At 67.9% G+C, this 24,091-nt stretch carries 22 protein-coding genes and 1 pseudogene; 20 read left to right on the top strand and 3 right to left on the bottom strand.

Annotated elements, in window-relative coordinates; genetic code table 11:
- Nucleotides 1-90 precede the first annotated feature (90 nt).
- From eccCa to SHTP_RS20495, 9 genes and pseudogenes are all read left to right on the top strand, one after another.
- A pseudogene (gene eccCa / locus SHTP_RS20535) lies at nucleotides 91-3,770 on the top strand (type VII secretion protein EccCa).
- Entirely contained in the window at nucleotides 3,767-5,011 is a 1,245-nt protein-coding gene (locus SHTP_RS20530; protein WP_096371627.1) for a type VII secretion-associated protein, read from the top strand. The pseudogene eccCa and the gene SHTP_RS20530 overlap by 4 nt, the downstream one beginning before the upstream one ends.
- Before the next feature lie 62 nt (nucleotides 5,012-5,073).
- Nucleotides 5,074-5,427 carry a WXG100 family type VII secretion target gene (locus SHTP_RS20525; protein WP_012392991.1) on the top strand — a complete coding sequence of 118 codons (354 nt, stop codon included), beginning with the start codon at nucleotides 5,074-5,076 and terminating at the stop codon, nucleotides 5,425-5,427.
- 15 nt (nucleotides 5,428-5,442) lie between these two features.
- Nucleotides 5,443-5,739, top strand: a complete 297-nt coding sequence (locus SHTP_RS20520) for a WXG100 family type VII secretion target (protein WP_012392992.1) — start codon at nucleotides 5,443-5,445, stop codon at nucleotides 5,737-5,739.
- A gap of 238 nt (nucleotides 5,740-5,977) precedes the next feature.
- The gene (rplM, locus tag SHTP_RS20515) at nucleotides 5,978-6,421 is read left to right on the top strand and encodes a 50S ribosomal protein L13 (protein WP_012392993.1); all 444 of its coding nucleotides are present in this window, start codon (nucleotides 5,978-5,980) and stop codon (nucleotides 6,419-6,421) included.
- Complete coding sequence (rpsI, locus tag SHTP_RS20510; RefSeq protein ID WP_012392994.1) at nucleotides 6,418-6,876, top strand: 30S ribosomal protein S9; 459 nt, start codon at nucleotides 6,418-6,420, stop codon at nucleotides 6,874-6,876. Before rplM ends, rpsI begins: the two co-directional genes overlap by 4 nt.
- 150 nt (nucleotides 6,877-7,026) lie before the next feature.
- Nucleotides 7,027-8,364, top strand: a complete 1,338-nt coding sequence (gene glmM, locus SHTP_RS20505; protein WP_096371626.1) for a phosphoglucosamine mutase — start codon at nucleotides 7,027-7,029, stop codon at nucleotides 8,362-8,364.
- 104 nt (nucleotides 8,365-8,468) lie between these two features.
- On the top strand, nucleotides 8,469-8,780 hold the full coding sequence (locus SHTP_RS20500) for a type VII secretion target (RefSeq protein ID WP_096371625.1): 312 nt from the start codon (nucleotides 8,469-8,471) through the stop codon (nucleotides 8,778-8,780).
- Between the two features lie 2 nt (nucleotides 8,781-8,782).
- Nucleotides 8,783-10,180, top strand: a complete 1,398-nt coding sequence (locus SHTP_RS20495; protein ID WP_096371624.1) for a hypothetical protein — start codon at nucleotides 8,783-8,785, stop codon at nucleotides 10,178-10,180.
- 26 nt (nucleotides 10,181-10,206) lie between these two features.
- Here the strand turns inward: SHTP_RS20495 and SHTP_RS20490 are convergent, their stop codons facing one another.
- Genes SHTP_RS20490 through SHTP_RS20480 form a run of 3 tightly spaced genes read right to left on the bottom strand, consistent with a single transcriptional unit; the run spans nucleotide 10,207 to nucleotide 12,585 of the window.
- Complete coding sequence (locus tag SHTP_RS20490) at nucleotides 10,207-11,250, bottom strand: LLM class F420-dependent oxidoreductase (RefSeq protein ID WP_172900575.1); 1,044 nt, start codon at nucleotides 11,248-11,250, stop codon at nucleotides 10,207-10,209.
- A gap of 15 nt (nucleotides 11,251-11,265) precedes the next feature.
- Nucleotides 11,266-12,105, bottom strand: a complete 840-nt coding sequence (locus SHTP_RS20485) for a dienelactone hydrolase family protein (protein WP_096371622.1) — start codon at nucleotides 12,103-12,105, stop codon at nucleotides 11,266-11,268.
- A 9-nt stretch (nucleotides 12,106-12,114) separates the two neighbouring features.
- The gene (locus SHTP_RS20480) at nucleotides 12,115-12,585 is read right to left on the bottom strand and encodes a DUF2510 domain-containing protein (RefSeq protein ID WP_096371621.1); all 471 of its coding nucleotides are present in this window, start codon (nucleotides 12,583-12,585) and stop codon (nucleotides 12,115-12,117) included.
- Nucleotides 12,586-12,697: 112 nt separating this feature from the next.
- On the opposite strand from SHTP_RS20480, the gene glmS reads away from it, so the two are divergent.
- From glmS to tsaD, 11 genes are all read left to right on the top strand, one after another.
- Nucleotides 12,698-14,575 carry a glutamine--fructose-6-phosphate transaminase (isomerizing) gene (glmS, locus tag SHTP_RS20475; RefSeq protein WP_096371620.1) on the top strand — a complete coding sequence of 626 codons (1,878 nt, stop codon included), beginning with the start codon at nucleotides 12,698-12,700 and terminating at the stop codon, nucleotides 14,573-14,575.
- 64 nt (nucleotides 14,576-14,639) lie between these two features.
- Nucleotides 14,640-15,482 (top strand): DUF4436 domain-containing protein, encoded by an 843-nt coding sequence (locus tag SHTP_RS20470; RefSeq protein WP_096371619.1) that lies wholly within the window; start codon nucleotides 14,640-14,642, stop codon nucleotides 15,480-15,482.
- Between the two features lie 51 nt (nucleotides 15,483-15,533).
- On the top strand, nucleotides 15,534-16,247 hold the full coding sequence (locus SHTP_RS20465; RefSeq protein WP_096371618.1) for a rhomboid-like protein: 714 nt from the start codon (nucleotides 15,534-15,536) through the stop codon (nucleotides 16,245-16,247).
- A gap of 30 nt (nucleotides 16,248-16,277) precedes the next feature.
- A complete protein-coding gene (locus tag SHTP_RS20460) occupies nucleotides 16,278-17,699 on the top strand; it encodes an NAD(P)H-hydrate dehydratase (RefSeq protein ID WP_096372583.1) in 1,422 nt (473 codons plus the stop codon).
- 36 nt (nucleotides 17,700-17,735) lie between these two features.
- The gene (gene gad, locus SHTP_RS20455; RefSeq protein ID WP_096372584.1) at nucleotides 17,736-19,121 is read left to right on the top strand and encodes a glutamate decarboxylase; all 1,386 of its coding nucleotides are present in this window, start codon (nucleotides 17,736-17,738) and stop codon (nucleotides 19,119-19,121) included.
- 86 nt (nucleotides 19,122-19,207) lie between these two features.
- Nucleotides 19,208-20,374 (top strand): alanine racemase, encoded by a 1,167-nt coding sequence (alr, locus tag SHTP_RS20450; protein WP_096371617.1) that lies wholly within the window; start codon nucleotides 19,208-19,210, stop codon nucleotides 20,372-20,374.
- Entirely contained in the window at nucleotides 20,364-21,485 is a 1,122-nt protein-coding gene (locus SHTP_RS20445; RefSeq protein ID WP_096371616.1) for an alpha/beta fold hydrolase, read from the top strand. Before alr ends, SHTP_RS20445 begins: the two co-directional genes overlap by 11 nt.
- Nucleotides 21,478-21,948, top strand: a complete 471-nt coding sequence (gene tsaE, locus SHTP_RS20440) for a tRNA (adenosine(37)-N6)-threonylcarbamoyltransferase complex ATPase subunit type 1 TsaE (protein ID WP_096371615.1) — start codon at nucleotides 21,478-21,480, stop codon at nucleotides 21,946-21,948. The genes SHTP_RS20445 and tsaE overlap by 8 nt, the downstream gene beginning before the upstream one ends.
- Entirely contained in the window at nucleotides 21,945-22,571 is a 627-nt protein-coding gene (tsaB, locus tag SHTP_RS20435) for a tRNA (adenosine(37)-N6)-threonylcarbamoyltransferase complex dimerization subunit type 1 TsaB (protein ID WP_096372582.1), read from the top strand. Before tsaE ends, tsaB begins: the two co-directional genes overlap by 4 nt.
- Nucleotides 22,568-23,044, top strand: a complete 477-nt coding sequence (gene rimI, locus SHTP_RS20430; protein WP_096371614.1) for a ribosomal protein S18-alanine N-acetyltransferase — start codon at nucleotides 22,568-22,570, stop codon at nucleotides 23,042-23,044. Before tsaB ends, rimI begins: the two co-directional genes overlap by 4 nt.
- On the top strand, nucleotides 23,045-24,076 hold the full coding sequence (gene tsaD, locus SHTP_RS20425; RefSeq protein ID WP_096371613.1) for a tRNA (adenosine(37)-N6)-threonylcarbamoyltransferase complex transferase subunit TsaD: 1,032 nt from the start codon (nucleotides 23,045-23,047) through the stop codon (nucleotides 24,074-24,076).
- Nucleotides 24,077-24,091: the final 15 nt, after the last annotated feature.

The following is a 24,091-nucleotide window of genomic DNA, read 5'->3' as shown; positions in this document are numbered from 1 at the left end:
TGGCACGCTAGTTCGCCTCCGGCGCCGTCGTATCCGGTTGTGCACAGGCGACTTGCCGGCGCTCGGGCCGCTGCCTAGCGTCGTCGCACTGTGACCGAGGACCTCGTGGTTGCCGCACCACCGGAGCTGGCCCAGACAACGTCGACCGGTCCGCTGCTGCGCCTGGTGCCCCTGGCCATGTCGATCGCCACCTTGATTGCCATGGCAGCGACCTATGTCTCGGGCGCCCCGAGCGCGCGCAACCCAACGATGTTGATCCTCCCGGCGACGATGTCGCTGTCGCTGATGGTGATGGCGGTCAGCGCACGCGGTCGGCGCCGGGGTGCCGGGCTCGACCAAGACCGGGTGGGGTATCTGCAATATCTGAGCGAGCTTCGGCAACGCGTCACCGAAATCGCGGCAGCCCAGCGAATATCGTCGAACCGAACCCATCCCGAACCCGACACCGTGTGGACGTTGATTGGCGGCTCCCGGATGTGGGAGCGCCGGCCCGCGGATGCCGATTTCTGCCGAATCCGCATTGGCCTTGGAACCCAGCCGCTGGCCACTCGCCTGGTGGCCGCGCCGCTGCCACCCCCGCACCGATCGGATCCGGTCACCGTCAGCGCGCTGCGCCGCTTCCTCGAGGCCCACGCGCGGGTTACCGATGTCCCGATCGCCATCGCGCTACACGGCGCCGGTGTGGTGACCATCGGCGGCGACCCGGCGCGGGTACGGGCGCTGCTTCGGGCGATGGTGTGCCAAATGGCTGTGTTGCACGGTCCAGATCAGCTGCTGGTCGCCGCGGTGGTCAGCGACCGCAACCGGCCGGGGTGGGAGTGGCTGAAATGGTTGCCGCACAACCAGCATCCGAGTCACCACGACGAGGTGGGGGCCGAAAGAATGGTGTACCCCAACATCACGCAAGCCAGCGCCGCCTTCGATGCCGTGGCGCTGCCGGTCATGGTGATCGTCGACACCGACGAAAGGGCAAGCAGTTGCCGGCCGGTGTCACCGTCCTCGAGGTGGGGTGCGGACCCGACGGCACGCAGGTGGTGGTCAAGCGGGCCGGAGAAACGACGACGTTGAGGCGGCCCGACGAGTTGGATCAGGTCAGCGCATTGGTATGTGCCCGCCTATTGGCGCCGCACCGTTGCGGTGACCGCGCCGGCGGTCACCCCGGCGACTGGGCGAGGATGCTGGGCATCGGCGAAATCGCCACCTATCACCCGGTAAGCCACTGGCACAAGCGGAATCAACGCGAACGGCTTTGCGTGCCGATCGGCGCGACCGCGGACGGATCACCCGTGCTGCTGGACATCAAGGAGCCCGCGGCGCGGGGGATGGGGCCACATGGGCTCTGCATCGGGGCCACCGGATCGGGAAAGTCCGAGCTGCTGCGCACCGTCGCGCTGGGCATGATGGTGCGCAACTCGCCAGAGGTACTGAATCTACTGCTGATCGACTTCAAGGGCGGCGCTACATTTCTCGACCTGGAAAAGGCGCCGCACGTGGCCGCGGTCATCACCAATCTCGCCGACCAAGCGCCGCTGGTCGCGAGGATGGGGGAGGCGCTGGCCGGCGAGATGAACCGGCGCCAACACCTGTTGCGGACGGCCGGAAATTTCGTCAGCGTCGCGGCCTACGAGGATGTCCGCCGCCGTGGCGCCGGCCTGGCCGCGCTGCCGACGCTTTTCATCATCGTCGACGAGTTCGCCGAACTGCTCAGTCAGCATCCCGATTTCGCCGAGGTCTTCGTCGCCATCGGCCGGCTGGGCCGATCACTGGGGATGCACCTGTTACTGGCCAGCCAGCGGCTCGAGGAGGGGCGATTGCGTGGACTCGAAGCCCACCTGTCCTATCGCGTGTGCCTCAAGACCCTGTCCGCCATCGAGTCACGGACCGCCCTGGGAACGCTGGACGCCTTTGAGCTGCCCAACACCCCCGGCTCCGGCCTGTTGTCTTCTCCCACCGCAGAGCTGACCCGGTTCGAAACGGCGTTTGTATCGGGACCGGTTCCGGCGGGCCCGCCCGATGCCGATTCTGTGGCGCTACCTGCCGCGGTGCGGCCGTTCACCTCCGAAGCCACCGGAGACGTCAGGACGGGCGGCGCTGACGGCGCGGATACCGCAACCGGGCCAACCGTTCTGCAGACCGTGCTGGACCGGATCGCTGGCCACGGGCCGCGCGCGCATCAGGTCTGGCTGCCACCGTTGGACCGGGCGCCCGCGCTGGCGTCGCTGTTGAGCGAGGGTGCGGCAGAGCACGCTGAACTGGCCGTGCCGATCGGGGTGGTGGACCGGCCGTTCGATCAGTCCCGCACACCCCTGACCATCGACCTCACCGCGGCCGCGGGCAATGTCGCGGTCGTGGGCGCGCCGCAGTCGGGAAAGTCCACCACGCTGAGCACGCTGATAACCGCATTGGCGGCCACCCACGACCCGGACCTGGTGCAGTTCTACTGTCTGGACTTCGGTGGCGGCGCCCTGGCCGCGGTCCGCGACCTGCCCCACGTCGGTGCGGTCGCCGGCCGGGGTGAACCGGACCTGATCCGGGGCATCGTCGCCGAACTCGAGTCTTGCCTGCGGACCCGCGAGTCGTTCTTTGGTGAGCAGGGCATCGACTCGATCGCCGCGTATCGCCGGCTCCGGGCCGATTCAGGCGCCCAGCGGCTCGCCGACCTGTTTGTGGTGATCGATGGTTGGGCCACGCTGTGCCATGAGTTCGAAGAGCTGCAGGAACCGATCACTGCGCTGGCGGGGCAAGGACTTTCCTACGGCCTGCACGTGGTGGTCTCCGCGACGCGCTGGGCTCACCTCAGGGGGTCACTGAAGGATCAGCTGGGCACCCGGATCGAGCTGCGCCTGGGGGATCCTGCTGATTCCGAGGTGGATCGCCGAGGCGCGCGCCAGGTACCCCGGGACCGGCCGGGCCGCGGCCTGTGCGACGACGGGATGCACATGATGATCGCATTGCCCAATGTCGCTGAAGTCGTTGTGAGTCAACAACATGCCGGCTCGGGGGCGCCTGCGGTCCCGCTGTTGCCGCAGCGGGTTGAGCATCGCGACGTGGTCGAGGCCGCGGGTGCAGCCCTATCCGGGCGGATCCTCCTGGGTCTGCAGCAGCGCCGGCTACAACCGGTCGCGGTCGATTTCGAACACCACGCCCATCTGCTGATACTCGGTGACAATGCGTGCGGAAAATCCAGCGCGTTGCGCACCCTGTGCCGCGAGATCACCCGGACCAAGACCGCTGCGCAGGCACGGCTTTTCCTGGTGGACTTCCGGCGGGAACTGCTCGGTCTCAGCGAGTCCGAGTACCTGGGCGGCCATGCGATAGCTGCGGGGGGATTGGGTGCATTCCTGCCGGGACTGGTCGAATTGCTGCGGGCCCGGATGCCGGCCCCGCACCTGAGCCAGGCTCGGTTGCGCGACCGGTCGTGGTGGTCTGGGCCGGAGATCTACCTGATGGTCGACGACTACGACCTGATATGCACATCGGCCAGCAATCCACTGCTGGCGCTGCTCGAATACCTGCCTTACGCAACCGATCTCGGATTGCATCTGATCGTGGCCAGGCGCAGCGGGGGAGCCACACGGGCCCTGTTCGAGCCGCTGCTCGCCGCGCTGCGAGATTTCGGCTGCATGGCGCTGATGATGAGCGGACGTTGCGATGAGGGACCATTGTTCGGCTCCGGTCGGCCGATGCGCTTGCCGCCCGGCCGCGCCGTCCTGGTCACCCGGGCCGGTGACGAGCGGCTGGTCCAAGTGGCCTGGACTGAGCCCGGATGAACGCGCACCGCGCCATGATCGAGGCGGGCCCGCAGGCAATCCGCCGACTGTGTTGTGGCACCGAGACTGTCGCTGACATCGAGGTGTGCGCGGCCGCGCTGGCTGCCATCGACGACCCGGTGGCGTTGGTGGGTGACCGGCCGGTCCAGGTGTGGTCCCTTTGGTCGACCACCCTGCGTCGCCTGGCCGAAGGCCATCGCGCCGGCATGATCGTTGTGCATCCGTCGTGGTGGTCGGCGGCGCGCGTCGCCGTGGTTACCCGCGCCGCCCGGGCCGCGGGCGACGAAGCCGATGACACACACGTTGACCGCGCAGCCCAGGTCTGGCTGCGACCGCGGTCCTGGCTGTTGCGGCGGGCCACAACCGAGGCCACCGTCGTGGTCGAGATCGCCGATCGGTTGGTTGCGGTCGTCGGCGAGCATCGAACCGCGGTGCCGCGTCGCGCCGAGCCCGAACGCACCGCCGAAGAGGTCGCCGCCGCCGTTGACGCGATGACGCCGGGCATCCGGACAGCGGTGGTCATCGACGCGCCGGGCGCGGTTGCCGGGGCATCCGAGCTTGGGGCATCGATCTGCGCCGCCCTGGTCGGTGGCCAGCGCATCGCGCAGGTCAACGATCCGCGACTGATCGGATTGGCGAGGTCGGCGACCACGGAGCCGGTGTTGGGGTCCGCTCCAGCACCGCCGCACCGGAGCATCACGAGATTGGCGGGCCCAGCGGTGGCCGGCATCGGCGCGACCGTTGTGGCCGTCCTCATGGTGGCGGGTCTTGCCCGGCCGGACCGGCGCGCGGTGTCCGCGGTTGTGGCAACGCCGACGACGGTTTTGGTGGAGGGCCACGTCGCGGTCGCGATTCCCACGGGCTGGCCGACGCAGCGTGTGATTGGGGGACCCGGGTCAATGCGGGTACAGATCACCTCGCCGGCAGATCCCGAGGTAGCCCTGCACGTGACCCAATCGCCGGTGCCGGGGGAGACGCTTGCGGGCACCGCGGAGCGGCTGAAACGGGCGATCGACGCCGAACCCGCCGGTGTGTTCGTCGACTTCGATCCCTCCGGTGTCAGCGCCGGCCGGCCTGCGGTGACCTACCGGGAGGTGCGTACCGGGCACGACGTGCGATGGACGGTGGTGCTGGACACGGCGGTACGGATCAGCATTGGATGCCAAAGCCGAACCGGCGCGGCCGAGGCCATTCGCGAGGTGTGTGAACGGGCCGTGCGATCCGCGCACGCGGTCCACTGATCCGCGCACGGTGGGCGGCATCCGGGTGGAACCAAATCGGCCTGCCGCCGGTCTTAAGGGGTATGAGTAGTCCGGCAGGTGCCAATCCGTTCACTACGTCTACTGCGTCGAACACGTTGAGTGCCGACTTCGACCTGATGCGCACGGTCGCCGCCACCACCGACGCCCGCAACGAAGAAATCCGGGCGCTGCTGCAGGCGTTCATCGGCCGCATGAACGATGTGCCCGCCTCAGTGTGGGGTGGGGTGGCGGCGGTGCGATTCAAACACGCGATGGATCGATGGGGTGCAGAGTCGACACGGCTCTACCACGCCCTGCACACGATCGCTGAGACCATTCGGCACAACGAGGCCCTGCTGCGTGAGGCCGGCCAGAACCACGCACACCACATCGGCGCCGCCGGCGCGGACCTGTGATCGGAGGGATTCGCCGTGGACCCTGTCCTGTCGTACAACTTTGACGCGATCGAGCACACGGTTCGCCAAGAGATTCACATCACTTCGATGCGTTTCAACGCCGCACTCGAGCAGCTGCGGTCACAGATCGCACCGCTGCAGCAGCTGTGGTCCCGAGAGGCGGCGGCCGCGTATCAAACCGAGCAGTTCAAATGGCATCAAGCGGCCGCTGCGCTCAACCAGATCCTGGTCGAGCTGGGTAACGCCGTCCGTGACGGCGCCGACGAGGTCGCCGGCGCCGACCGCCGCGCGGCCGGCGGATGGGCCCGCTAGCCACGCCATCTGACCCCGCGGCACCCGACAGACCCTGTGTGGTCCCCACGGAGGAGAGCCGTGGGGGCCACACAGTCATTTTGACCTGCGGGGATGCGCGTCGGTAAGCTGCTCGGTTGGCGTGCGGGTACGCCGGGGCCTCGGGTCAATGCCGGTCGCCGAGACAGCCCCTCCGTGAACGCCTGACCGGCACCCGGGTCACACCGGGATCCACCCGAGAGAAGAGAAGGTAAGCGCTGTGCCTACATACGCGCCCAAGGCGGGTGACACCACGAGGTCGTGGTACGTCATCGACGCCACGGACGTGGTGCTTGGCCGCCTTGCCGTCGCAGCAGCCAACCTGCTGCGTGGCAAGCACAAGCCGACGTTCGCGCCCAATGTCGACGGCGGTGACTTCGTCATCGTCATCAATGCCGACAAAGTCGCCATCAGCAACGAGAAGCTGCGTAACAAGATGGCCTACAGCCACTCGGGGTATCCCGGCGGTCTGCGCAAACGTTCGATCGGCGAGCTGATGGAAAAGCACCCCGACCGCGTCGTGGAAAAGGCGATCGTCGGCATGCTGCCCAAGAACAAGCTCAGTCGGCAGATTCAGAGCAAGCTTCGCGTCTATGCCGGTCCGGAGCACCCACACACCGCGCAGCAGCCGGTTCCGTTCGAGATCAAGCAGGTGGCGCAATGACCGAAACCACCCCAGAAGTGGAAGTCGCTGTCGAGGCTGAAGTGACTTACAGCGAATCGTTCGTGTTCGAGCGGCCCATCCAGACCGTCGGGCGTCGCAAGGAAGCCGTGGTGCGGGTGCGCCTGGTGCCCGGAAGCGGCAAGTTCGACCTCAACGGGCGCAGCCTCGAGGCTTACTTCCCGAACAAGGTCCACCAGCAGCTCATCAAGGCTCCGCTGGTCACCGTCGACCGGCTGGAGAGCTACGACATCTTTGCGCTGCTACACGGCGGCGGCCCCTCGGGTCAAGCCGGCGCGCTGCGGCTGGGTATCGCCCGGGCATTGATCGTGGCAAACCCGGAGGACCGGCCCGCGCTGAAGAAGGCTGGCTTCCTCACCCGTGACCCGCGTGCTACCGAGCGCAAGAAGTACGGCCTGAAGAAGGCCCGCAAGGCGCCTCAGTACAGCAAGCGCTGATCAACGATCACTTTCTGGCCGCGACCGTGCAACGTTGTGCGTTGTTTTCGGTGTGCCTTCGGCGTGTCGTCGCGTCAACGCGCACGGTTGCGGGCAGAAAGGGAAGCGCACGTTAGGCGCGAGAACGTCAACTGTGAGAGGTTTGTCCGCATGGGTCGACTATTCGGCACCGACGGAGTGCGCGGGGTCGCGAATCGCGAATTGACCGCCGAGTTGGCCCTGGCCCTTGGCGCCGCTACCGCGCAGCACCTGGCCAGTTCGACCGGACCGGGCAGGCGAGTAGCCGTGGTTGGCCGCGATCCGCGAGCCAGTGGCGAAATGCTCGAGGCCGCCGTCATCGCGGGCTTGACCAGTCAAGGTGTCGACGCCCTGCGCGTCGGGGTGCTTCCCACTCCCGCCGTGGCCTACCTGACCGGTGCCTATGACGCCGATTTCGGGGTGATGATCTCGGCGTCGCACAACCCGATGCCCGACAACGGCATCAAGATCTTCGGTCCGGGCGGACACAAACTCGACGACGCTACCGAGGACCGGATCGAAAGTCTGGTTGCGGCCGGACCCGGGTTGCGACCGGTTGGCTCGGAGATCGGCCGCGTGATCGACGCCGAGGACGCCGCCGACCGCTATCTGCGGCATGTGAGCAAGGCCTGCACCACGCGACTCGATGGGTTGACCGTCGTGGTCGATTGCGCCCACGGCGCCGCCTCGGAAGTGGGGCCGCGCGCCTATCGGGCCGCCGGAGCCCGGGTCATCGAGATCAACGCCGACCCCAACGGGTTGAACATCAACGACGACTGCGGATCGACCCACCTGGAGGCGATTCGCGCGGCGGTGCTTGCCCACGGCGCCGACCTGGGTGTGGCCCACGACGGAGATGCCGACCGCTGCCTGGCCGTCGACGCCAACGGTGACCTCGTTGACGGGGACGCCATCATGGTGGTCCTTGCTTTGGCGATGCAGGAGGCGGGCGAATTGGCCTCCGACACGTTGGTGACCACGGTGATGAGCAACCTCGGTCTGCACCTGGCCATGCGCGAGGCCGGCGTGAACGTGCGCACCACCGGCGTCGGGGACCGCTATGTGCTCGAGGAATTGCGCGCCGGGGACTACAGCCTCGGTGGTGAGCAGTCCGGCCACATCGTGATGCCGGGACTCGGTTCGACCGGTGACGGCATCGTCACCGGATTGCGTTTGATGACGCGCATGGTGGCGACCGGCGCCTCGCTGGCCGCTCTGGCATCGCGGATGCAAACGTTGCCGCAGGTGCTGATCAACGTCCAGGTCACCGACAAGGCGGCCGCGGCTGCGGCACCTTCGGTTCAGGCGGCGGTAGACCGGGCCGAAACCGAGCTGGGTGACACCGGCCGCATCTTGCTTCGGCCCTCTGGAACCGAGCCGCTGATCCGGGTGATGGTCGAGGCGGCCGACGAGAAAGCCGCGCATCGGTTGGCCACCAGCGTCGCCGACGCGGTCAGTGCCGCGGGCTAGCCACGAGGCGTCTGAATTTCGTTGCTCGCTGCCGTCACCGCCATCGAGGTGACCAATCCCGGCTCAGCGGGAACCTCGACGCCCCGGCCGGCGTCGGACTATCCATGAGACCCGAACTCGCGAGAAACTCACGCATCGATGTTGCGGCGGTGCAGGTAGTGGCCGAGCGACTGTGCGCCGCGGCGGAGCTGATCGATAACGCCATCGCCGACCATTGGGCAAGGCTCACTTTTGATGGGGCCGCGGCAGGCCGGGACTACCCTTCGCACGGTGATGCACTGCGCGCCGGATTGGAGCGCTTGGGTGCGCAGCTATCCCAATGGTCCAGCGCCACAGTCGATATAGCGGTCGCCATGCGCGCCGCCGTGAACCACTACGTTGATGCCGATCGTGGCGCCGCGGCACGGATCGCCTGATCGTGACCAACGGGCTAGCGGTGGCACAGCGCCTCGACGAAGGGCGGCCCGCCGTGGACCACACGCGGCGGTACCTACGCGCCTGCCAACAGCTCGGCTACCAAGATCCCTTTCTGGCCAGGGGCTTTGATCCGATCGGCGACCGCTACGACAGCGAAGACGGCCTCGATCTCTACCTACTCGACGGTGACTGCGCGCGACTGCGCGCCGCCGGCGCCACGATCGCTGAGGCGCTTGGGATGCAGCGCGGCCAGGTCGGCGCGCTGGCGATGGCCTGGACGGGGCCTGGAGCCGACGCCGCGGTCAACTTTCTGCAACGCCATGTTGAGGCGGGGCAGCGCATTGTTGCCGAAGTTCGGGCGGCGGCTTTGGGCTGCGAATCGTTGCGCGAGGGCCTATGGCGTCTGGTCGACATGAAGGTGGAAAGCGTGATCGCCATCGACGATCGCACACTGGCGCGGCGGCCGGCGTGGTTGGCCGCCTGCGCTGAGGTCGGTGCCGGAGCAGCGCCCGGCAGTGCGGCCGCCGAGCTGGTTCGCCATCAGATAAATCCCTATTTGGACAACGATATTCGTGACGACTGGCTGGGCGCGATGCGCGCAGCGACGGCCGGCATCGGCGCGGCCTACACGACGTTGGCCGATCGACTGACCTCGTCGGTGCCGGTGTCTTTCGACCACCCAGACGACCTCGGATCCGGACGCCAATCGCCGCCGGTCCCATCGGCGCTGGCGGCGATCGCACCTGCGGCCGCCACCTCCGCGCCTGCGCCGGATCCGGAACCGGCCTTCGCCGCGTCGCCGGCGGTGCCGGCTGGCATCGCGCCGGCGCCGGGAGCTGGCCTCGAACTACCCACAGATGCCGGCGATTTCGGAGCGCTCGGTGATTTCGGCGGCCCCGGCGGCTTGGGTGCCGCCGGAACCGGCGGGTTCGGTGGGCTAGCGGGGCTTGCCGGACGCATTGTCGACGCGCTGGCAGAACTACTCGGTACGGCGGCGGTACCGATCGCCGATCCGCTCGGGTCGGTGGACCCGGCGGATGGGGGAGATCGGTCCGGTGCGGACGCGGTCGACGACGTCGGCGATGAGAACCCTAGCGAGCCGCGAAAGCCCGACGCGGCAACCGAAACCGGCGCGAGTGACGAGAAGTCCGATGGCGGCGAGGCACCGGAAGCCGCCGACGGTTCACCGCCGGGGGCGCCGGCGGGCGATGGCGCCGAGCGGTCCGCGATGCCGATTGGCGAACAAGCCAGGACGCCGGTGCCCGAGGGGGCCGCCACGCCGGTCGCCCAGCCGCCGCGAGTTCCCGAGGCGCCGCCGCACGACGGTTCGGCGCCGGCCGGCGAGGCATCGAGTCCCTGCGAGATAGCCGCAGACGAGCTGCCCAAGGCCGGGCCGTAACAACTCGAGACAGCTCGCAGACCAACTCAGGCGCGACGCAGCCCCAGCAGCTGCTCGACGTGGCGCACGTATTCGCGGCGATCGGTGCTGAACGGGCTCACCAGCATGGTCGTCACACCCGCTTCGGCAAAGGCGGCCAGCCGTTCGGCGACGAACCCGCGTGGGCCGATCAGCGAGATTCCCCGCGCCAGCTCGTCCGGCACCGCGGCTATGGCCTCGTGCTTGCGCCCAGCCAGGTACAGCTCCTGGATTCGGTCTGCGACATCGCCGTACCCGTAACGAGTGGCCAGGTTGTGGTAAAAATTGCGGCCCTTGGCGCCCATGCCGCCCAGGTACAGGGCAAGTTGAGGCTTCACCCGGGCCAGCCGCTGCTCGACGTCGTCCCCGATCGCCAACGAGGCGTGCACCGTGACATCCAACGGGCCCAGCGCGGGATCGCGTTTCGCGGTGCCCGACGCCAGCGCCTCGCTCCAGGCCGACGCGGCCTTCTCCGGATAAAAAAAGACCGGCTGCCAGCCCTCGGCGATCTCGGCGGTCAGCTCGACGTTGCGGGGGCCCAGCGCCGCAATGGATATCGGAATGCGTTCCCGTAGTGGGTGATTGATGAGTTTGAGGGCCTTGCCAAAACCCGTGCCGCGATTCGCGGGCAACGGGATCTGGTAGTGGGCGCCCGCATAACGCAGCGTCTCCCGCCGCCAGACGTGCCGGCAGACTTCCACCACCTCGCGGGTGCGGCCGATGGGCGCATCGAATTCGACGCCGTGGAATCCCTCGATCACCTGCGGTCCGGACGTACCGATTCCGAGATTGAACCGGCCGCCCGACACATAATCGAGGCCCGCAGCCGTCATCGCCAACAGCGAGGGTGTGCGGATATAGATGGGCAGCACCCCGGAGGCCAGCTGAACGCGGGTTGTTTTGGCCGCCAGATAGCCGAGTTGGCTGACGGCGTCGAAGGCATATGCCTCTGCCACCACGGCGACGTCGATTCCGGATTTCTCGAGTTCCACGACGCGGTCGAGGCCCTCATGGAAGCCGCCCGAGTAGTCCAGGGCGATACCGATTCGCATCATGGGCCGCGCTCGTCACTTCAGTAGCGCGACAAGCTTCTCTTCGGGCGTAACCGGCGGGGCGTGCGGATCCACCGGGTCGGTCTTGGGCAGGTGCACGTCCGGATCGGCGAAGTCGCGATAGGTCTTGTCGCCACCGAGGGTGTGCAGCAGGTAGCCGGTCACCAGCGCCCTGACCGAACGCTGGGTTTTGCGGTCGGAGCCGGCCAGCCCCACCACCTTGGTCAATCGCCGACCCTCGATCAGACCGCCCGGATTGGCCTTGCTGACAACGCGCAGCGTGGCGGCGTCCCAGGCGTGCGACAGCTCGAGTGCGTTGGAATTGAGCGTCTTGGGATCCTCGGGTGCGCTCAGGATCAAACCCTTCGCCTTCAGGCCCGCGGCCGGCTGCTGCGCCGGGGGCGCGGTGACGGTCGGGAAGATCGCGACCACCCCGGCGGGCTTGGCCGGCATGCCGGCCGCCGCGAAGACCGCGGCCGAGCCGCCGAAACCGTGGCCCACCAGCCCGAGCTTGGCGGGGTGCACGCTGATATCGCCGGTCCCAAGGCGCACTCCGGCCACGATGTCGAGGGCAACGCCCATGTCGAAGGCCAGGTTGAGCACCGACGGCGCCACGCCGCGTTGGGTGTCGGGCGCACCGGCAACGATGCCCCAGGACGCCAGGTGCTCGAGCAGCCCCGAATAGCGGGCTACCCCGGTGAGCCAGTCATGCCCGAAGGCGACCGCCGGCAGGTTCATACCGGCTTCAGGGGTGTACACCACCCCGGGCAGTCCGGCAAAGGCCAGGTCACCGCGCAAAACGCGGTGTGGGCCTCGGCGGCTGAGGGCGGCAACGAGGTTGCGGATGCGGGCCACCCGTCGACGTTAGCGGTGGCGCGGGGGATGGGTCCAGTTCGCCCACGTTGTGCCGTCCCAATAGCGCTGTCCGGCCCCATGAGGATCGGGGTACCAGCCCGCCGGCATCGATACCGGCGTCGATACCGGCGCCGATGCGGGCCGCGAGGCAGGCACGGGCGCCGCCGGTGCCTGGCCACCCGAATTGACCGCGTTGCGCAGCTGGCGCATCGCGTTGGCATTGGAAATCAAGGCGATCCAGTTGAACAGCAGCAGCGACAGCAGGCTCCACCAACCGGCGAGCAGGTTGTAGGTCTGGGCCGAACGGTAGGCCGCCTCACACTCCGGCAGCGCCCCGTAGACCGAATAACTGCGCTGCTGCCAGAAGATCAGGTCGCCGGTGTGCTTGATCAGCTTGAGGTAGTACCGATCCGCCTGGACAGGGGGTTGGTAAGGGTGGGACAAATCGGGCCTTTCGCGCCGTAGGGCCATTTCGACCATACCGCCGGATTCATCCGGGGGCTCGCGAGCCGCCCCGGTCAGTCGCTGGTCAGCTAGCGGTCAGCGTTATGCGGACGTCCGGATGGGGGTGGCTGCACTACCCTGGTCTGCTATGTGCGGAATTGTCGGCTACGTAGGCCAGCGTCCTGCCTGCGAAGTCGTCCTGGATGCGCTGCGCCGGATGGAGTACCGAGGCTACGACTCCTCGGGGATCGCATTGGTCGACGGCAGCGGCAAGCTCACGGTGCGTCGCCGCGCCGGCCGGCTCGCCAATCTCGAGACGGCGGTGGCCGAAATGCCGGCGGAGTCGCTGACCGGTACCACCGGCCTGGGGCATACCCGGTGGGCCACCCACGGGCGCCCCACCGACCGTAATGCCCACCCCCATCGTGATGCCGCCGGGAAAATCGCGGTCGTCCACAACGGCATCATCGAGAACTTCGCCGTCCTGCGCCAGGAGCTGGAGGCCGCCGGCGTGGAGTTCGCCAGCGACACCGACACCGAAGTTGCGGTGCACCTGGTCGCGCAGGCGTTTCACCACGGCGAGACGGCCGGCGACTTCCCGGCCTCGGTGTTGTCGGTGCTGCGGCGGCTGGAGGGCCACTTCACCTTGGTTTTCGCCAACGCCGATGACCCCGGCACCATCGTGGCGGCCCGCCGCTCCACGCCACTTGTGCTCGGCATAGGTGACGGCGAGATGTTCGTCGGCTCCGACGTCGCCGCGTTCATCACGCACACCCGGCACGCCGTTGAGCTGGGGCAGGACCAGGCGGTGGTGATCACCGCCGATGGCTACCGGATCAGCGACTTCGATGGCAACGACGACCTGCTTGCCGGTACCGACTACCGGGAGTTTCACATCGATTGGGACCTCGCGGCCGCCGAAAAGGGCGGCTACGAGTACTTCATGCTCAAAGAGATCGCCGAGCAGCCGACCGCGGTCGCCGAGACTCTGCTCGGCCACTTCGTGGGCAACCGCATCGTCCTCGACGAACAGCGGCTATCGGACCAGGAGCTGCGGGAGATCGACAAGGTCTTCGTGGTCGCCTGCGGCACCGCCTATCACTCGGGTCTGCTCGCCAAGTACGCGATCGAGCATTGGACCCGCCTTCCTGTGGAGGTGGAGCTCGCCAGCGAGTTCCGCTACCGCGACCCGGTGCTGGACCGCAGCACCCTGGTGGTGGCCATCTCTCAGTCCGGTGAAACCGCGGACACCCTCGAGGCCGTCCGCCACGCCAAGGAGCAGAAGGCCAAGGTGTTGGCGATCTGCAACACCAACGGCTCGCAGATCCCGCGCGAATGCGACGCGGTGCTCTACACCCGCGCCGGCCCGGAGATCGGGGTGGCCTCCACCAAGACCTTCCTGGCCCAGGTGACCGCCAACTATCTGCTGGGCTTGGCGCTGGCCCAGGCGCGCGGCACCAAATATCCCGACGAGGTCGAGCGGGAGTACCGCGAGCTGGAAGCGATGCCCGATCTGGTGGCCCGGGTCATTTCGGCGATCAAGCCGGTGGCCCACCTGGCTTACCGGTTCGCGCAGTCCTCGACCGTGTTGTTCCTGGGGCGCCACGTCGGCTACCCGGTGGCCCTGGAGGGCGCGCTCAAGCTCAAAGAACTGGCGTACATGCACGCCGAGGGCTTCGCCGCCGGTGAGCTCAAGCATGGTCCGATCGCGCTGGTCGAAGACGAGCTGCCGGTCATCGTCATCATGCCCTCTCCCAAAGGCTCGGCCACACTGCACGCCAAGTTGTTGTCGAACATTCGTGAGATCCAGACCCGCGGCGCGGTCACCATCGTGATCGCCGAAGAGGGCGACGACACCGTGCGTCCTTTCGCTGATCACCTGATCGAGATTCCGGCGGTGTCGACCCTGTTGCAGCCGCTGTTGTCGACGATCCCACTGCAGGTGTTCGCCGCGGCCGTCGCACAGGCACGCGGGTACGACGTCGACAAGCCGCGAAATCTAGCCAAGTCGGTCACGGTCGAATAGTCCGGAGCAGGCAATGAGGGGGACCCTTGTCGGCGGTTGAGCGCGGTAGGTCAGGACCTGGCCGATGAAGCTGGGATTTGTCGGGCTGGTGCTTTTCGTCGTGGCCTATGTCGGCTCGACACTGCTGTACGGCAACGCCGGCAAGGGGCCGCACGACCTGACCCAAGGCCGTCCGACCGCCGATGGGACCACGGTCACCATCAGCCTGGAAGAGGTTCAGTCGAGTAACACCGTGCTGTCGGCCAATCTCGCCGTCACGCCGGGGCCGGGGCTGCTGGATCCGCGAACCGAGGGTCTGTCCGACGACCTCAGCGTCGTGGTCACCTCCTCGGTGACGCCGACCAAGCGCACCTGGTCCAAGGGCATGCTGCCCGGTGTCTTCCCCGTTCCGCTGGCCATCACCGGCAACGTGGCGGACTGGCCCTTCGATCACTACCGTTCCGGGCCGATCACGGTCGAGCTGTTCAGCGGTGCGGCGAAGGTGCCCCAGCGGGCGAAGGTGAGATTCGTCGACAGCCTCGCCGGCTGGCAGATCGACATTCCGACCGCAGGAGACGGCACCGGGGTTACGCCCTACCGGTTGGCGTTGCAGCGATCACCGAGCACCGCCGCGTTTGCCCTGCTCATCATCGGTGTCCTGGTCACGATCGCCGGGCTGGCTCTTTTTGTTGCGGTGCAGACCGCACGTGATCGACGACCATTCCAGCCGCCCATGATCACGTGGTACGCGGCGATGCTGTTTGCGGTGGTGCCGCTGCGCAATGCGCTGCCCAACGCGCCTCCCTTCGGGGCCTGGATCGATGTCCGGGTCGTGGTCTGGGTGATAGTCGTGTTGGTCATTTCGATGGCGATCTACATTTCCTGCTGGTGGCGGCACCTGAAACCCGCCTCCGACAAGCCGGCCTGAGACCACTGCCGATGTCGCACGGGCAACGGCGGGCGTGTAAGAGTTGACGCCGTGGCGAGCGCACCGGTATCCGCACGAGTGCGAAGCATGGCGCTCGCGGTGTGGCATTTCGTCAGCAGCGCGCCCCTGACCTATACCTGGCTGGTCGTCTTGGCGATCACCACGATCATTCAAAACAGCCTGGCCGGACGCCAGCTGCACTCGGTGATCCTGCATCGGTCCACCAACATCAGCCACCTGGGGCGCGATCCGCTGGAAGTCCTGTTTTCCAGTCTGCTGTGGATCGACGGCCGGAATCTGGAACCGTATCTGGTGCTGTTCACGCTGTTCCTGGCGCCGGCCGAGCATTGGCTTGGCCACTTGCGCTGGCTGACGGTGGGATTGACTTCCCACATCGGCGCCACCTATATCAGCGAAGGCCTGCTCTACTACGCGATCCAGACGCGTGAGGCCGCCGAACGGCTGGTGTACTCGCGTGACATCGGGGTCAGCTACTTCTTGGTCGGGGTGATGGCGGTGCTCACCTATCACATCGTCAAACCGTGGCGATGGGGATACCTGGCGGTGTTGCTCGTCATCTTCGGCTTTCCGCTGCTTACAATGGACAAGACCGAGCTCGACTTCACCGCCATCGGCCATTTCACCGCGATACTGATCGGTTTGGCCTTCTATCCGATGGCCCGCGAACGCGGGAGCCCGACGTGGGGTCCCGCGAAAATCAGAGAAGTTCTGCGAAAACTCCGTTCCCGTGAGGCACCGGCCTGAGCCCGTCCCAAACATGCAATGCTGGCAGTGATGCGGCATTACTACTCTGTAGACGCGATCCGCGACGCCGAAGCGCCGCTGTTGGCCAGCTTGCCCGACGGGGTGCTGATGAGACGGGCGGCCTTTGGCCTGGCCACCGAAATCGGGCGTGAACTGACCCGCCGTAGCGGCGGAATTATCGGTCGCCGGGTGTGCGCGGTGGTCGGATCGGGCGACAACGGTGGTGACGCGCTATGGGCGGCGACCTTCCTGCGCCGCCGCGGCGCCGCGGCGGACGCGGTACTGCTCAATCCGCAACACACCCATCCCAAGGCGCTGGCGGCATTCACCAAGGCTGGTGGCCGCGTTGTACAAAACGTCTCGGCGGCAACCGATCTCGTTATCGATGGGGTGGTGGGCATCTCCGGCTCCGGGCCGCTGCGGCCCGCGGCGGCCGAGGTGTTCGCCGCGGTGGACGCCGCCGGCATCCCGGTGGTGGCCGTGGACATCCCCAGCGGCATCGACGTGGCGACCGGGGCGATTACCGGCCCCGCGGTGCGCGCCGCGCTGACGGTTACCTTCGGCGGACTCAAACCCGTCCACGCGCTGGCCGATTGCGGTCGTGTCGTGCTGATCGACATCGGACTGGACCTGTCTGACACCGAGGTGCTGGGGTTGCAGGCCGCCGACGTGGCCGCGCACTGGCCGGTGCCCGGCCCTCGCGATGACAAGTACACCCAGGGCGTGACCGGTGTGCTGGCGGGTTCTTCGACGTATCCGGGTGCGGCGGTGTTGTGTAGTGGCGCCGCGGTGGCAGCCACCTCGGGCATGGTCCGCTACGCCGGCAGCGCGACGGGCGAGGTGCTCGCGCGCTGGCCGGAGGTCATCGCCTCGCCCACCCCCTCCACGACCGGACGGGTACAGGCCTGGGTGGTAGGGCCGGGCCTGGGCACCGATGAACCCGGGGCGGCCGCACTATGGTTCGCGCTGGAAACCAATCTCCCGGTGATCGTGGATGCCGATGGGCTGACGATGCTGGCGGCGCATCCCGAATTGGTGGTCAATCGCAGCGCCCCGACGGTGCTGACGCCGCACGCCGGTGAATTCGCTCGGTTGGCGGGCTCGGGGCCGGGGGACGACCGGGTCGGCGCAACCCGAAAGCTGGCCGATGCGTTCGGCGCCACCGTGCTGCTCAAGGGCAATGTCACCGTCATCGCCGATCCCGGCGGCCGGGTGTACCTGAGTCCGGCCGGGCAGTCCTGGGCGGCCACCGCTGGATCGGGTGATGTGTTGTCCGGAATGATCGGGGCCCTGCTGGCGGCGGGGCTGGCACCGACCGTGGCCGCCGCGGCCGCGGCGTTCGTCCACGCCCGTGCCGCCGAGCTATCGGCCCTCGATCCGGGGCCCGATGGCGCACCGACGTCCGCGTCGCGAATTCTCCGCCACATCCGGGCCGCCCTGGCGGCTCTGTGAAGTCAGTAGCTCGACTCGGCAATGAAAGGATCCACCGTGTCCCGTAGCCACTCGTCGGTACCCGCACATTCGATCGCTCCGGCCTACACCGGCCGGCTGTTCACCGCTCCGGTACCGGCGTTGCGGCTGCCCGAGGAGTCGATGGATCCCGAAGCCGCCTACCGGTTCATCCACGACGAGCTGATGCTCGACGGTAGCTCGCGGCTGAACCTGGCCACCTTCGTCACCACCTGGATGGATCCCGAGGCCGGCAAGCTGATGGCCGAGACGTTCGACAAGAACATGATCGACAAAGACGAATACCCGGCGACCGCGGCGATCGAGACCCGCTGCGTGTCGATGGTCGCCGACCTCTTTCACGCCGAGGGACTGCGCGGCGACGACCCGTCCAGCGCCACCGGGGTGTCCACCATCGGCTCCAGCGAGGCGGTGATGCTCGGCGGCCTGGCCATGAAGTGGCGGTGGCGGCAGAAGGTCGGCAAGGACTGGAAAGGCCGCACACCGAATCTGGTGATGGGCTCCAACGTCCAGGTGGTGTGGGAGAAGTTCTGTCGCTACTTCGACGTCGAGCCGCGCTACCTGCCGATGGAGAAGGGGCGCTACGTCATCACCCCCGAACAGGTCGTCGACGCCGTCGACGAGGACACCATCGGTGTGGTCGCGATCCTGGGCACCACCTACACCGGCGAGCTGGAACCGGTTGCCGAGATCTGCGCGGCGCTGGACAGATTGACGGCCGGCGGCGGCGTTGATGTGCCCGTGCACGTGGACGCCGCCAGCGGGGGCTTCGTGGTGCCGTTCCTGCATCCAGACCTCAAGTGGGACTTCCGGCTGCCGCGGGTGGTCTCGATCAATGTCAGCGGTCACAAATACGGGCTGACCTATCCCGGCGTCGGATTCGTCGTGTGGCGCAGCCCCGAATACCTGCCGGAGGATCTGGTCTTCCGGGTCAACTACCTGGGCGGGGATATGCCCACATTCACACTCAACTTCTCCCGGCCCGGTAACCAAGTCGTCGGCCAGTACTACAACTTCCTGCGGCTGGGCCGGGAGGGCTACATCAACGTCATGCAGGCCCTGTCGGAGACCGCGCGCTGGCTCTCCGCGCAGCTGCGTGAGGTAGATCACTGCGAGCTGATAGCGGACGGTTCGGCGATCCCGGTGGTCGCCTTCCGGCTGGCCGGCGACCGCGGCTACACCGAGTTCGACCTCTCCCACGAGCTGCGAACCTTCGGGTGGCAGGTGCCCGCCTACACCATGCCGGACAACGCCACCGACGTATCGGTGCTGCGCATCGTGGTGCGCGAAGGTCTGTCCGCCGACATGGCACGCGCCCTGCACGATGATGCCGTCACCTCACTGCGCACGCTGGACAAGGTCAAGCCGGGCGGCAACTACGACGGACAGCACTTCGCGCACTAAGCGGGGAGGTTGGTTGCCGGCCCGGCCGCCGGGGGTCAACGCGGACTGGGCGAGCACCTTCGCGCGGCTCTGGGACAATCGAGTCGATGACTACCACCCCGATATCTCTGACGCCCGGGGTCCTCGCCGAGGCGGTGGTGGACCTGGGCGCTATCGCCCACAACGTGCGGCTGCTGCGCGAACGTGCCGGCAGCGCACAAGTCATGACGGTCGTCAAGGCCGACGGCTATGGTCACGGCGCCACCGCGGTCGCCCGCACCGCGCTGGCAGCCGGTGCGGTCGAACTCGGAGTCGCGTCGGTGGACGAGGCGCTGACGTTGCGCGCGGACGGCATCACCGCCCCGGTGCTGGCCTGGTTGCACGCACCCGGCATGGATTTCGGGCCCGCGCTGGCCGCCGACGTCCAGATCGCCATTTCTTCGATCCGCCAACTCGACGAAGTGCTCGATGCCGCGCGCCGGGCCGGAACGACGGCGACCGTCACGGTCAAGATCGACACCGGCCTCAACCGCAACGGCGTGGCGCCGGCGCTCTACCCGGAGATGGTGACCAGGCTGCGCCAGGCCGTCGCCGAAGACGCGATTCGGCTACGCGGGCTGATGACGCACATGGTGCACGCCGACGCACCGGAAAAGCCGATCAACGACATCCAGTCCCAGCGGTTCAAGCAGATGCTCGACCACGCCCGCGACCAGGGAGTGCGATTCGAGGTGGCACACCTGTCGAACTCCTCGGCAACCATGGCTCGTCCCGATCTGACGCTGGATTTGGTGCGGCCCGGCATCGCGGTGTACGGGCTGAGCCCGGTGCCCAGGTTGGGCGACATGGGACTGGTTCCGGCGATGACCGTGAAATGCGCAGTCGCGCTGGTGAAATCGGTGAGCGCGGGCGAAGGCGTGTCGTACGGGCACACCTGGATTGCGCCCCACGACACGAATGTGGCGCTGTTGCCGATCGGCTACGCCGACGGGGTTTTCCGGTCGCTGGGCGGGCGCCTGGAGGTCTTGATCAACGGCAAACGCCGGCCGGGCGTCGGCCGGGTCTGCATGGACCAGTTCCTCGTCGATCTGGGCCCCGGACCGCTCGATGTGGCCGAAGGCGACGAGGCGATTCTGTTCGGGCCGGGTACCCGCGGTGAACCCACCGCGCAGGACTGGGCCGATCTGGTCGGCACCATCCACTACGAGGTGGTGACCAGCCCGTGCGGGCGCATCACCAGGGTTTACCGCGAGGCCGAAACCGTTGAGCGCTGAGGAAACTCGCCGGCGCCAGCGAGCCTGGCTTGCCGGAGGCGCCGGGCTGACGGCGGTCGCCACCATCGTCGGCGCCTCGGCCCGGCGCTCGTTGGCTGAACGCGGCTCGGTCTGCGACGACCCGTACGCGGGTGAGGATTTCGAGCGGCTGGACAGCGATCGCGCCCGGGTGGTTACCACACCGGACGGCGTGCCGCTGGCCGTGCGCGAGGCGGGGCCGGTGGACGCCCCGCTGACCATGGTGTTCGCCCACGGCTTCTGCCTGCGCATGGGTGCCTTCCACTTTCAGCGCATGCGGCTCGGCGAACAATGGGGCTCGCGGGTGCGGATGGTCTTCTATGACCAGCGCGGGCACGGCCAGTCCGGCGAAGCCGATCCGCAGACCTACACGCTGACCCAACTCGGACAAGACCTGGAAACGGTGCTGCAAGCGACCGCTCCGCGCGGGCCGATAGTGCTGGTCGGGCATTCGATGGGTGGCATGACGGTGTTGTCACACGCCCGTCAGTTCCCGCAGCGTTACGGCCGGCGGATTGTGGGTGCCGCCGCCATCTCTTCGGCGGCCGAAGGGGTGACCCGCTCGCCGTTGGGCGAGTTCCTGAAAAACCCGGCGCTCGAGGCGGTCCGGTTCACCGCCCGGTCCGCGCCGAGCCTGATGCACCGCGGCCGCACCGCGTCCCGGTCACTGATCGGCCCGATCCTGCGGGCCGCGTCCTACAGTGACCTGGAGGTGAGCCGCAGCCTGGATGCGTTCTCGCAGCAGATGATGAACGACACGCCCATCGCCACCCTGGTGGGTTTCCTGCACGCGCTGGAAGTGCACGACGAAACCGCCGGGCTGTGGACGCTGCTGCGGATCCCGACCTTGATTGCCTGTGGTGATCACGACCTGATGACCCCCGACGAATACTCTCGAAAGATGGCGGCCTCGTTGCCACAATCCGAACTGGTCATCGTGGGCGGGGCCAGTCATCTGGCCCTGTTGGACAAGCCCGACGTCATCAACGAAGGGCTGGTCCGGCTCGTCGACTGCGCCCTTCCGGGCAAGTTGACGCTGCGGTACCGGCGGGTCGGCGAGCGGTTGCGGGATCGGTGGCGCCGCCATGGCTGAGCAGCACGATTCGGGCACGGCAACGCTGGAACGCGTGGCGGACACCGTGGCGCTGGGAACCCGGCTGGGCGAGCAGCTGCGCGCCGGTGACGTGGTGGTGCTCTCGGGCCCATTGGGTGCTGGAAAAACGGTGTTGGCCAAGGGCATTGCCGCGGCGATGGACGTCGATGGCCCGGTCACCTCGCCGACCTACGTGTTGGCGCGGGTGCATTCGCCGCGTGGGCCGGGCCGCCCGGCGATGATTCACGTTGATGTCTATCGGCTGTTGGATCACGGGAGCGCCGACCTGCTCGGTGAGCTCGATTCGCTGGATCTGGACACCGATCTGACGGACTCGGTCGTGGTGGTGGAGTGGGGGGAGGGCCTGGCCGAGCGACTCTCCGAGCGCCATCTCGACATTCGGCTGGAGCGGGTCAGTCACTCCGACGTGCGGATCGCGACCTGGGCGTGGGCCGGCCGATGACCATCATTCTCGCTTTGGATACCTGTACCCCCGCGGTGACCGCGGGGGTGGTGCAGCTGACGGGGTCCGAGTGCGTCGCGTTGGCCGAGCGGGTCACCGTCGACGCCCGGGCGCACGCCGAACGGCTGACCCCCAACGTGCTGGCGGCGCTGGCCGGTGCGGCGCTGACGATGGCCGACCTGAATGCGGTGGTCGTGGGCTGCGGTCCCGGCCCGTTCACCGGGCTGCGGGCCGGAATGGCCACCGGCGCCGCCTACGGGCATGCGCTGGACATCCCGGTGTATGGGGTGTGCAGCCTCGATGCCATCGGTGGACTCACCACCGGTGACACGCTGGTAGTCACCGACGCCCGTCGCCGCGAGGTCTACTGGGCGCGCTACCGCGATGGCGTGCGCACTCACGGCCCGGCGGTCAACGCCCCGGGCGACGTCGATCCCGGCACCGCGCACGCGGTAGCGGGATCACCCGAGCACGCCGGGTTGTTCGACCTGCCCCGGTGCGAGCCCAGCTACCCGACCGTGGCGGGCCTGGCCGCCGCGGTGAACTGGGCGCAGGACCCGGCGCCCCTGGTGCCGTTGTATCTGCGCCGGCCCGATGCCAAGCCGCTGGCGGCGCGCCCATGACCGCCGATCTCGGGCCCGTCACCATCGGCGCGCTGACCCGCGCCGATGGCCGGCGCTGCGCCGAGCTGGAGGCGCAACTTTTCGATGGCGACGACCCGTGGCCGGAGGTGGCCTTCGAGCGCGAGCTGGCCAGCGGGCGCAATCACTACGTGGGCGCCCGGTGCGCGGATAACCTGGTCGGCTATGCCGGTGTCTCGCGGCTGGGCCGTGTTGCGCCTTTCGAATACGAGATACACACCATCGGTGTCGACCCGGCCTATCAGGGGCGGGGCATCGGCCGCCGGCTGCTTGACGAACTGTTGGCCTTCGCCGACGGCGGCGTGGTTTTCCTCGAGGTCCGCACCGATAATGAGCCGGCGATAGCGCTGTATCGCAGCGTTGGTTTCGAGCAGGTCGGACTGCGCCGGCGCTACTACCGGGTCAGCGGTGCCGACGCATACACGATGCGCAGGGATCCAGGGGGTGCGCGGTAAATGCCGGGGACCGTCATCTTGGCCATCGAGACCTCCTGCGATGAGACCGGCGTCGGTATCACGCGACTGGAGGCCGACGGCACCTTGACCCTGTTGGCCGACGAGGTGGCCTCCAGCGTCGATGAGCATGTGCGGTTCGGCGGCGTGGTCCCCGAGATCGCCTCGCGGGCGCATCTGGAAGCCCTGGGCCCGGCGATGCGCCGTGCGCTCACGACGGCAGGCATCGTGCGGCCCGACGTCGTCGCCACCACCATCGGGCCGGGGCTGGCGGGTGCGCTGCTGGTGGGGGTGGCCGCGGCCAAGGCGTATGCGGCCGCCTGGGGAGTGCCGTTCTACGCGGTCAACCATCTGGGCGGACACCTGGCCGCCGACGTGTACGAACACGGACCGCTGCCCGAGTGTGTGGCGTTGTTGGTCTCCGGCGGGCACACCCACTTGCTGCATGTGCGTTCGTTGGGCGAACCGATGGTCGAGCTGGGGGCCACCGTCGACGACGCCGCGGGCGAGGCCTACGACAAGGTGGCGCGGCTGCTGGGGCTGGGCTATCCGGGCGGCAAGGTGCTCGACGACCTGGCGCGCTCCGGCGACCCCGATGCCATCGTGTTTCCGCGCGGCATGACCGGGCCGTCCGACGATCCATGCGCGTTCAGCTTCTCCGGTCTCAAGACCGCGGTGGCGTGCTACGTGGAGGCCCATCCAGATTTTTGGCCGGCCGATGTCGCGGCCGGTTTCCAGGAAGCCGTGGCCGACGTGCTGACTCGTAAGGCGGTGCGCGCGGCCACCGGCCTGGGGGTATCGACCCTCCTGATCGCCGGGGGTGTGGCGGCCAATTCACGATTGCGCGAGTTGGCAACCCAACGTTGTAGCGAGGCCGGCTTGACGCTGCGTATCCCCAGGCCGCGGCTGTGCACCGACAACGGCGCCATGATCGCCGCGTTCGCCGCGCATTTGGTGGCCGCGAAGGCGGCTCCCTCGCCGCTGGATGTGCCCAGCGACCCCGGCTTGCCGGTGGTCAAGGGCCAGGTCAGCTGATCCCGGTGCGGCCGC

It is taken from the genome of Mycobacterium ulcerans subsp. shinshuense (assembly GCF_002355775.1).
Lineage (GTDB): Bacteria > Actinomycetota > Actinomycetes > Mycobacteriales > Mycobacteriaceae > Mycobacterium > Mycobacterium marinum.
The sequence above is the reverse complement of the archived record's forward strand: the minus strand, read 5'-3'. Positions and strand labels throughout refer to the sequence as shown.

Coding starts and splice junctions, on each gene's coding strand:
- SHTP_RS20530 (WP_096371627.1), top strand. CDS start 3,767: ATGAACGCGCACCGCGCCATGATCGAGGCGGGCCCGCAGGCAATCCGC.
- SHTP_RS20490 (WP_172900575.1), bottom strand. CDS start 11,250: ATGCGAATCGGTATCGCCCTGGACTACTCGGGCGGCTTCCATGAGGGC.
- SHTP_RS20460 (WP_096372583.1), top strand. CDS start 16,278: ATGCGGCATTACTACTCTGTAGACGCGATCCGCGACGCCGAAGCGCCG.
- rpsI (WP_012392994.1), top strand. CDS start 6,418: ATGACCGAAACCACCCCAGAAGTGGAAGTCGCTGTCGAGGCTGAAGTG.
- tsaB (WP_096372582.1), top strand. CDS start 21,945: ATGACCATCATTCTCGCTTTGGATACCTGTACCCCCGCGGTGACCGCG.
- glmM (WP_096371626.1), top strand. CDS start 7,027: ATGGGTCGACTATTCGGCACCGACGGAGTGCGCGGGGTCGCGAATCGC.
- SHTP_RS20480 (WP_096371621.1), bottom strand. CDS start 12,585: ATGGTCGAAATGGCCCTACGGCGCGAAAGGCCCGATTTGTCCCACCCT.
- tsaD (WP_096371613.1), top strand. CDS start 23,045: ATGCCGGGGACCGTCATCTTGGCCATCGAGACCTCCTGCGATGAGACC.
- SHTP_RS20525 (WP_012392991.1), top strand. CDS start 5,074: ATGAGTAGTCCGGCAGGTGCCAATCCGTTCACTACGTCTACTGCGTCG.
- rimI (WP_096371614.1), top strand. CDS start 22,568: ATGACCGCCGATCTCGGGCCCGTCACCATCGGCGCGCTGACCCGCGCC.
- SHTP_RS20470 (WP_096371619.1), top strand. CDS start 14,640: ATGAAGCTGGGATTTGTCGGGCTGGTGCTTTTCGTCGTGGCCTATGTC.
- alr (WP_096371617.1), top strand. CDS start 19,208: ATGACTACCACCCCGATATCTCTGACGCCCGGGGTCCTCGCCGAGGCG.
- SHTP_RS20500 (WP_096371625.1), top strand. CDS start 8,469: ATGAGACCCGAACTCGCGAGAAACTCACGCATCGATGTTGCGGCGGTG.
- tsaE (WP_096371615.1), top strand. CDS start 21,478: ATGGCTGAGCAGCACGATTCGGGCACGGCAACGCTGGAACGCGTGGCG.
- glmS (WP_096371620.1), top strand. CDS start 12,698: ATGTGCGGAATTGTCGGCTACGTAGGCCAGCGTCCTGCCTGCGAAGTC.